The sequence below is a fragment of the Actinoallomurus acaciae genome (assembly GCF_042429965.1).
Lineage (GTDB): Bacteria > Actinomycetota > Actinomycetes > Streptosporangiales > Streptosporangiaceae > Actinoallomurus > Actinoallomurus acaciae.
The window spans coordinates 1-1,895 of the sequence record NZ_JBHLZP010000915.1 but is presented as its reverse complement, the minus strand read 5'-3'; the positions used below and the strand labels follow the sequence as shown (position 1 = coordinate 1,895).

Sequence of the window (1,895 nt, the reverse complement as noted above, 5' to 3'; positions counted from 1 at the left end):
CGAGCGCGAGCCGCGCGGAGGCGCGATCGGGCGGTGGGCCGAGCTCGGTGCCGGGCGGCACCACGGCGTACTGCTCCGCCCGGCCGATGCCCGCCGCGACGAGCTCGTCGCGCACCCGCGTGCCGACGGCGATGAGACGGTCGCAGAGCCGGGCGGACATCCGCTCGCTGTGCACCACCATCTTCGTCTTCGCCGGCGAGAAGTAGCCGTAGAGCAGGTGGCCGTGGTAGGTGTGCACGCGCGTGGGCACCCGGGCGAGCACGGCCGCCGTGCGCCCGAGCAGCCCGGCCTTGGCCGTGTGCGTGTGCACGATGTGCGGGCGGAACCTCCGCATCTCGGCGACGAGAGAGGCGACCGCCCGCGCGTCGTCGGTGGGCCGGATCGACCGGCCCAGCGTGGCGACCCGGTGCGGCGCGACGTCACGAGCGCGCAGGTCCAGGTAGTCGGCCTCGCCGGGTTCGACGGTGCCGGTGTACAGGCGCTGGTCGAACAGCTCCTGGTCCAGGCCGCGCATCAGGACGCTCGCCTGCAACGCCGGTCCGCCGACGTTCATCCGCGCGATGATGCGCATCACCCGGATGCGTTCGCCGGTCCCGATCCCCGCGCGACCGTGCGGACCGCGCTTGGCGATTCGCTCGCTCATGATGACACCAGGTCGGGTCGTGGGGCGGCCTCGCGGCGCGCCTCGGTGATGGCGTCGGCCAGCACGTCGGCGAGCGTGTAGCGCGGCTGCCAGCCGGTGAGCGTCCGCAGCTTCGCCGTGTCGGGGACCCGCCGCTGCATGTCCTCGAAGCCGGCCCCGTACGCCTCGTCGTAGGGGATCAGCTCGATCCGCGACTTGCTCTCGCAGCGAGCGATGATCGCCTCGGCGAGGCGGGCGATGCTGATCTCCTCGGACGATCCGATGTTGAACGTCTGCCCGATCGCCGCGTCGTCGTCGAGCAGCCGGAGCAGCGCCTCCACGACGTCGAGCACGTGCGCGAAGCAACGGGTCTGCCGGCCGTCTCCGTAGACGGTCAGCGGCTCGTCCCGCAGGGCCTGCTGTACGAGCCGTGGGATGACCATGCCGTACGCCGGGCTCTGCCGTGCGCCGACCGTGTTGAACAGCCGGACGACGATCGTGGGCAGGCCGCGCTCGCGGTGGTAGCAGCCGGCGAGGATCTCATCGACGGCCTTGGCGGTGCTGTAGGCCCAACGGACGATCGACGGGTCGCCCAGGATGCGGTCCGCGGTCTCGGGCAGCGGTCCGAGTGAGTTCTTCCCGTAGATCTCCGAGGTGCTGGTCATGAGGATCTTGCGGCGGTACCGATGGGCCGCCTCGACCACCACCTGTGAACCCCGGATGTTGGTGGTGAGCGACTTCAGCGGCTGTTCGACCACCAGCCGGACCCCCACCGCCGCCGCCATGTGCACGACCACGTCGCACTGGTGCACCAGCTCGTCCACGACGAGTTCGTCGAGCACCGAGCCGTGCACGAAATGGAAGTGCGGAGACTCGCTCGCCTCTTCCAGATTGGTCAGCCGCCCCGTCTGGAGATTGTCCAGGGCGACAACAGTCTCACCACGGGCTAATAGGGCGTTGACGAGATAAGAGCCGATGAAACCGGCGCCGCCCGTTACCAAATAGCGCGTTCCAGTTCTGTCCGCCATGACACGCCCTCTCGAAATTCCGAGTGGTCAGTGCAAGTAGCACTACCCTTCGTGATCACGTAGTCACTTCAGGTCGGGTACTGGTGATCAAAAAGTCGGTCATCAGCGCACACGGCCACGACATCATCGCGGTGCCGGATCGACAGAGTCCGCGCCGGCGGGCGGGGGCGATGCGACGAGGCGTCACGACCACGGGTGCGCTGGCGGCTGCGCTCCGCCGCGCGGCGGCCCGCCCGTCGCCCCTG

2 protein-coding genes are annotated in these 1,895 nt (G+C 69.7%); both read right to left on the bottom strand.

Annotation, left to right across the window (positions count from 1 at the left end; all coding sequences use genetic code 11):
• Nucleotides 1–643 (bottom strand): glycosyltransferase (locus tag ACFFNX_RS48850; RefSeq protein ID WP_378213293.1); only part of this gene is annotated, 643 nt, incomplete at its 3' end.
• On the bottom strand, nucleotides 640–1,650 hold the full coding sequence (locus ACFFNX_RS48845) for an NAD-dependent epimerase/dehydratase family protein (protein ID WP_378213292.1): 1,011 nt from the start codon (nucleotides 1,648–1,650) through the stop codon (nucleotides 640–642). The genes ACFFNX_RS48850 and ACFFNX_RS48845, both read right to left, overlap by 4 nt.
• Between the last annotated feature and the right edge of the window lie 245 nt (nucleotides 1,651–1,895).

Bases quoted from the DNA above. Each gene is read 5' to 3' on its own strand.
- ACFFNX_RS48845 (WP_378213292.1), bottom strand. From the start codon at position 1,650: ATGGCGGACAGAACTGGAACGCGCTATTTGGTAACGGGCGGCGCCGGT.